5 protein-coding genes are annotated in these 6,402 nt (G+C 36.8%); 2 read left to right on the top strand and 3 right to left on the bottom strand.

Going from position 1 to position 6,402, the window contains the following annotated elements:
* The first annotated feature begins 1,313 nt into the window (after positions 1-1,313).
* Positions 1,314-1,472: a hypothetical protein gene (locus DYY65_RS08360; RefSeq protein ID WP_162477512.1), complete on the top strand. Its 159-nt coding sequence runs from the start codon at positions 1,314-1,316 to the stop codon at positions 1,470-1,472.
* Between the two features lie 672 nt (positions 1,473-2,144).
* Positions 2,145-3,104 (top strand): hypothetical protein, encoded by a 960-nt coding sequence (locus DYY65_RS08355; RefSeq protein ID WP_162477511.1) that lies wholly within the window; start codon positions 2,145-2,147, stop codon positions 3,102-3,104.
* 1,215 nt (positions 3,105-4,319) lie between these two features.
* Here the strand turns inward: DYY65_RS08355 and DYY65_RS08345 are convergent.
* The 3 genes from DYY65_RS08345 to DYY65_RS08335 form a co-directional block, all read right to left on the bottom strand.
* Entirely contained in the window at positions 4,320-4,640 is a 321-nt protein-coding gene (locus DYY65_RS08345; RefSeq protein ID WP_162477509.1) for a hypothetical protein, read from the bottom strand.
* 50 nt (positions 4,641-4,690) lie between these two features.
* Positions 4,691-6,121, bottom strand: coding sequence for a terminase large subunit domain-containing protein (locus DYY65_RS08340; RefSeq protein WP_162477508.1), 1,431 nt, complete (start codon positions 6,119-6,121; stop codon positions 4,691-4,693).
* A 13-nt stretch (positions 6,122-6,134) separates the two neighbouring features.
* On the bottom strand, positions 6,135-6,402 hold a 268-nt coding region (locus DYY65_RS08335; RefSeq protein ID WP_162477507.1), incomplete at its 5' end, for a hypothetical protein.

The following is a 6,402-nucleotide window of genomic DNA, read 5'->3' as shown; positions in this document are numbered from 1 at the left end:
ATTAGATGCTTCCAAACTATCTAAGTACTATTGAACAAATGAACCTCCTTCACGGGAGTAACGTTGTTACTCATGCTATTGTAATACTGTCTTTAAAGACATCACATCAGAAACCATACTTCGCTGGGAAATTTCGGCGCACCTGATAATGCTATAAAAAATCGCAATGCAATAAAAACATCAAGCCCTCTAATACGAGACACCACAATTTGCCTTCTTTGTGATACCATGAGTCACCTTTGGCGCAATTATTAAATAGTTATCCACATATAAAAACGAGCCGGTTCAACGTTAAGGTTTACTCAATCGTTGTTCCGGCCGGAACCGAAAAACGCCTATTTGTCTATAATCCTGCAGGATTAACACAAACATCAAACATAAGAATTATTTTTGCATTTGGAGGCGCGTTTCATTAGTATGGTGAAGCCGTCTGTCAATCTGTGAATGAAATGGGATTAATTGTCGATAGAAATCGAAGGCTGAAAGTAGCGGAATTCCATGTCCGAAAGGTTAATGGCCTAAACGTAGCATTCTGCGCAAAGTAATGTTCCATGAGGGATTTTATGATGTTTAAAAATTATCATAACGGCTTTAATGGTACTTGCTCTCTTTTTATTTTCAAATCTTTGAAGAGATCCGCACTTCTGATCGATTCTTTTTCCTCGTCTATATCAATCCTCTTTTTCAACATCTTTCTTTCTAGCACCAATTAGCAGTAGCTGTATATTTTCATAATTTAATAGTGCGGGATCCTCTACATCTATCCACCTTCGATCACCGAATTTTCTTTTAGGTGTTTTGGTTTGACATGTCTATTGTGCATTCTCCCCCTGGTCTGACTAGCACTGTCATTTTTTATCTAAATTATACGTCATTAATTTTTTCTTTCGACACTTTCAAATCTAGCGATGTTAAGGTCAGGGTTAATCATGTTTAATCTTCTTGTCTTGTGAGCCATACTGCGTTTCTTGTGCATGGGCGGCATATTGGAACAAAATACTTCAATACAAAGTTTTAAAAACTAAAGAGTTGTATGAGTTTAATATATTCTGTCCCATTGGATGCAGAGACACTCCAACCTTCAATCAAGCCCCACTAACATCGACGAGGGTTAATTGGAGTTTGACTCGTAGAATTCAAATGCTGTGGACATAATATGCACATATGTATCTCTTTAGTTAAACAGACATCTAGCAGGGTTGAACTGAGCTTATCAGGATACTGAGCAATGTTACAAAGTATTATGAAGCTGATGATGAGACAATCAATCAATCTAGTCGCTTTCGAACCTAGATGGACAATGGAGAAGGAAAATGATTTCCCAGGAAACAATTATTGTTCTAGTAGATCGCTCAGAAAGTAATCATAAGAAGCAAGCAAAATCCATGAAGTTCTGCCGCTCTGTAAATGACCAGGAGGACAAAAGAGGACAAACCATAAAGACACATTATGGCATGAAGTATTTGTCCTAATATTACCCCACAACAATTGAGAGGACTGAAGGGATTTTAACGCTCCGATATGTTCTCGCATTTATGTAATCTTTTTTCTGTTGAATTTTGGGATTTGAACCGAGAGTTCAATGGGGCCAGTGGGATTTGAACCTTGCTATTAAATGGGTTCAGTTGTTTTCTTTTTCTATTTGCATCATTGAGCTCAAACTAATTAGCAGAAGTGCAAACATTAACTTAACGTAATTGTGAGTGATTCTCACTGGAATGTAAGCCAAGTTAATCTAATTGGAGTATTTTACCCTAATATGTCCTTATATGACACAGTTTAGTAACATGGACCAGCTTACTAGGTTATGAACTAATAATGATACCACAATTAGAAAAATAAGGTGCAGATATACAGAGCAAGGTCGGTGAATTATCAAATCAGCTTGTGGCAACAAGGTTATAGGTAATTGGAAGAATGCAGCAGCTAGCAAACTCCGGAAAAGTATTGGAATTTCATGCAAACCTGTATTTTAATTTAGAAGACCACGACCTATTGCCAGTGGGGTGCGTCAGAGCCGTATTAAAATATTAAATTGCATGTTATAAAAATTGACTAGAAATGGACAACAAACAATAGGACTAGGAATGGACTACATTTACAACATACAATAATATATATTTAAATAGAATAAGTTAGATCTTGTGCATCAAATTAATGGTCAAATAATAAAACTTTCGTATAAGACTGCATTTGTCAAGGATAATTTTATCATACCAACTATCGCATTATGGTTTTCACGCTCAAGCAAGGCTGCCCCGAATGTCGAATCAAAAGATCTCATAGTCAAGAGACCGATTGCCAAACTTTCATTAAAAGTCAGTGATTATGTCCGCTATGTTATTGGAACAGCGTCATCTACAAATCTGATTTACACATGGGACATAAACGGCGATTCAGAAATTGAATTTGATATTACGTTAGATAGTTACCTGCTATCTGAAATTGAAAATATCAGAAAAGGTGGTAATCTGAACCTGGTAGCAGAGATATTACTTGTGGCAAATGAGCGAAATATATCATACGGTACTCAAGAATTCGAATACCCATTTGTAGTTGAATTTGACATTCCTAAAAGTATATGGAATGAGAACATCCTTCCACACCTTATGAACAAGAAAATTACTTTAGTTACTATCCCGAATATTGAACTTCCAAAGATCCCTTTAACGCACGAAGTTCTAAAGTATCTAAATGAAGCCTCCAGAGCTCTTAGCGATGGGGGATATGGGGATGTATTTGGAGAGTGTAGAGAGTCTCTTAATGCGCTATATACCGGCATAGATGAATGGGTAAAAGGCGTATTAACTATTGATGAAACCAGCAAAATTCAAAATGCCGGTGCTGAAAAAGTGAATGCCAGAAGAAATATAGGATTCACAAAATTAGTTGGGCATGAGGAAAAAGGAAAAAGAATCAATCAATTAAGAAATAGTTTGCATCAATTCTTAAGCCTTGATCCGCATAAGCCAGACTACAAAGGGATCGAGTTCACTAGAGGCGATGGGATTTCAGCTCTAAATATGTCAGCGAGCTTTACTGGAAATGTACTAGAATATCTGTCAATTGCAGAAAAAAAAATTAAAAAAGACACCGTTGGCTAAAACAGACCAGGAAAGGCACCAGTAGCGGAGGAAGTGGTGGCAACAGTGGCTCAGGAGGATCCAGTAACAGTCATCATTCAGACAAGCACTAGCTTCTAATCACAACTTTAGACGAGAAAATACAAAGACTAGAGCAGATGGAATAGTATGTCTGACTGAAATAAGTCAAGAATTAAAATCATGATTAGATTGTAAATATCGAACTAGTTCTACATACTGGAGCGCTATCATGTACCAGCAACAAAAATGTATTCGTGGTCCATGGGCGCGAAGAAATGCCAAAGCTATCTTTAGCTAATTTCTGGTACCAAAACTGTCATTGTCCTCAGATGACGAAGATCCTTAAATCTAAATACAGCACCCATTACCTGTTGTGATTTGCGTACTTGGCCATATTTCTGTATTCTTATTTTATCTTAATTTATTAACTTTTGTTTATCCACTTATTGTATGTTCCACTATGTTATTTACAGTCCTTCATCATAATAAAAAGCGATGGTTCAAATCCTTAGCAACTATTAGGGCCACAACCTTTTCCAGAGTTCAAAGCTGTTATAGACAAAGAGCTTGGAGGATAGGAAAGATATGGAAAGAGATACTCAAAGCAAGGTAGAAGCACTAGAAGAGATAAACCATATCTAAGAAATCGTGACAAGCTAAGGATGATTTATCTGTTAGTATAAATACAAATTAATAGGTTAGAAGATACTTATTGGAAGATGCCTGAAACGCTTCCTAGCAGAAACATACGCATATACGAGTACAATGTCTAGTCTGGCATAGCCATGCTTCCTTCATTGGCCTACTATCATTTTTGACCCAATAAAGGTATTATATGAGACCTGCAATGAGTTGCCAAAGGCGAGTGTAATTATTAGAACTTTATATGACTTGTTCTTGCAATCTCTAGTGCTTTGAAGAGTGCCTTTGTATCTCCTGTCCTTAGCTCTAGTGTTGTAGTGAACCTTTGTTCATTGAAAGACTTTTCAAACAAGAATAAACTAGTTCTGGTAAAAGCTGCATTTTATTTTTTTATTTTTTTATTATTTTATTTACTTTTGGTTATCCACCTATTGTATATTCCATTACATTACTTATACTAAGCCCATTACCTGAATGACCATAAATATCCTTCACTGCATCAAGGATATCCTGTTCTTCTTTGGTTCGTCTTCTCTTTTTTTTAGTATCAAGTGAAATTAAAAATGTCATTAATTAATAGATCCTTTCCATTTTACCTGATCTAGAATTATAGTTATACTGGTGTTCAGTACTTGGCCTACTAGGTAAAGATATTACAACTTCCTTTTTTTCATGTTTCAATTGTTGACCATTGTTGTTATTATCAGCACGTGGTGATGGCGGTAGACTTCTATTATAATAAGACATACCTTGTTCAAGACCATTGGGCTTACGAGCACCTGGTGTTAAGGACATGATAATTAATGGGCCTGGATTATAACCTTCACTACTCAAACCAACTTTAGCTTTTAATGCAGATTTTGTTCTACTGTTACTACCTAATTGAATAACCATTTGTTATAACTGAAGACTTCTGATTATAAACAACTAACATTGATTGATTGTCACAGGTCGAAAGCTTTGAGACTTAAGAGAAAACTATCATGCGCATTGTCAAAGGAAGTGGCCTTTTTATTGAGCAAACCATTGCTTTCGATTGCAGTGCGTAAGGAACCAATCAGCTTGGTAAATGACGGATGAATTGCAACTTCCCCACGTTCCACCGCAAACTTTGCAAACTCCAACATTGCCTTACCATTTGAATTGAATGGTACTGGTACAACCTTCATTTGTGTATGAAGCTCTGGCACCGGCTTTATAGATTTTATTCGTTCTACATGTTGGTGCCATGGAAGTTCATCACCAACTAATTTTTTGATAGAAGTCGTGACTTCAGGATTGGCCCCATCTACGAATATGACTGAAGGATTATATGTGTCAATCAATTGACTACATAGCTCTATAAGGTCTTCATATGAGCTTCCAGTGAGCTCGTCACAGTATAGCACTTGTGCAATTGTCGAGTCTTTAGGCAATTGGAGTATCGTAAGTCCTGAGCCTGAGGAACCCATACCAGGATCAATACCCATAGATATAATTTGTCCTTGACCATATTCAAAATAGTCTGGGTCATCGTACTTGCCCAACTGTATGGCCTTATCTACTGCTGCAGAGTTGTATACTGTTCCTGTACTGAAGTAAGCACCCCATACCAACCCAAATTCTGCACGCCATGATTTGGAAGTTTGACGTAACAGGTTAAGTTGCTCAGTTGAGACCATTTTATTCTCTATACGTTGCCATGGAATTTTGATTATATGGTAGAGACCATTCTCTGATTCAAATAGGTTATGAGCCAATCCATGCAGCTTATTGGATGGTGTGGTGATAAGTATCATTTCAGTATTTCCACCTGCCTTTACAGCAAATGCATCTATGGAAGCTAACCAATTGTCAGAGTCTTCAAACCATGCACATTCGTCTGCACATACAAATACAACCTGCTGTCCTACGAGACCTTGACCTCTGTATGACTTGGAGTCTGAACCAAAAAATTGAAATCTACCGCCGTTTGGAAAGGTTATAGTTGTACTATTGTCTGAATCAACATATTCCCCATTTGTTAGATGAGTTAATACTTGTTTGGCACTTCGACACATTGCCATACCTAGTATAAGGCCAATACCAGTAATGAATAAGTAAGCTCCTTGTTTTTGTTTTGTCAATGCTAACCATATGGCCCGGTAAATGGCTAATGTTGATAAACCTGCACCTCTAGTTTTTAGTACCGCAACTCTTCTGTATTTATCTAAATCATTTATAACATCACGTTGGAAGTCATGAAGTAGACTAGGTTTACCTGTTATATTTGAAATAGGTGGTGCAATATTCCAAAATTCTTGGAAACTCAGATTGTGGCAACGCTCCATTAGTTTGACAAGCGGATCTTTATCAGTTGTAGATGCAACACGTTTACGTAAGTCTTCTATAGTCATTCCTTAAACAGTATTACTTATCTGTTACTTCACTATATTGGCCTTTATTGTTGTTACTGTTGTTGTCATTATTATCATCATATATGTCCTCAGAGGGCATATTTTCATTTGAATTAGTCTTAAGTTCATTCACTTGTTGTTTAATTTTATGGCTCCTTATTGTATCAAAGGTTATGTCAAGTACATATGAATCAGTCAACAAATTACGTTTCTTTTCGTCGGTTTCAGCTAAGATACCCAAGGCCTGACAACGCACACGTTCATCCTTTGTTGTCTCTGCC

Source organism: Nitrososphaera sp. AFS, from assembly GCF_009898475.1.
Taxonomy (GTDB): Archaea; Thermoproteota; Nitrososphaeria; order Nitrososphaerales; family Nitrososphaeraceae; genus Nitrosopolaris.
The sequence above is the reverse complement of the archived record's forward strand: the minus strand, read 5'-3'. Positions and strand labels throughout refer to the sequence as shown.

What these genes read in the sequence shown, in the direction of transcription:
- DYY65_RS08340 (WP_162477508.1), bottom strand. Translation starts at nt 6,121, where the DNA reads ATGACTATAGAAGACTTACGTAAACGTGTTGCATCTACAACTGATAAA.
- DYY65_RS08360 (WP_162477512.1), top strand. Translation starts at nt 1,314, where the DNA reads ATGATTTCCCAGGAAACAATTATTGTTCTAGTAGATCGCTCAGAAAGT.
- DYY65_RS08345 (WP_162477509.1), bottom strand. Translation starts at nt 4,640, where the DNA reads ATGGTTATTCAATTAGGTAGTAACAGTAGAACAAAATCTGCATTAAAA.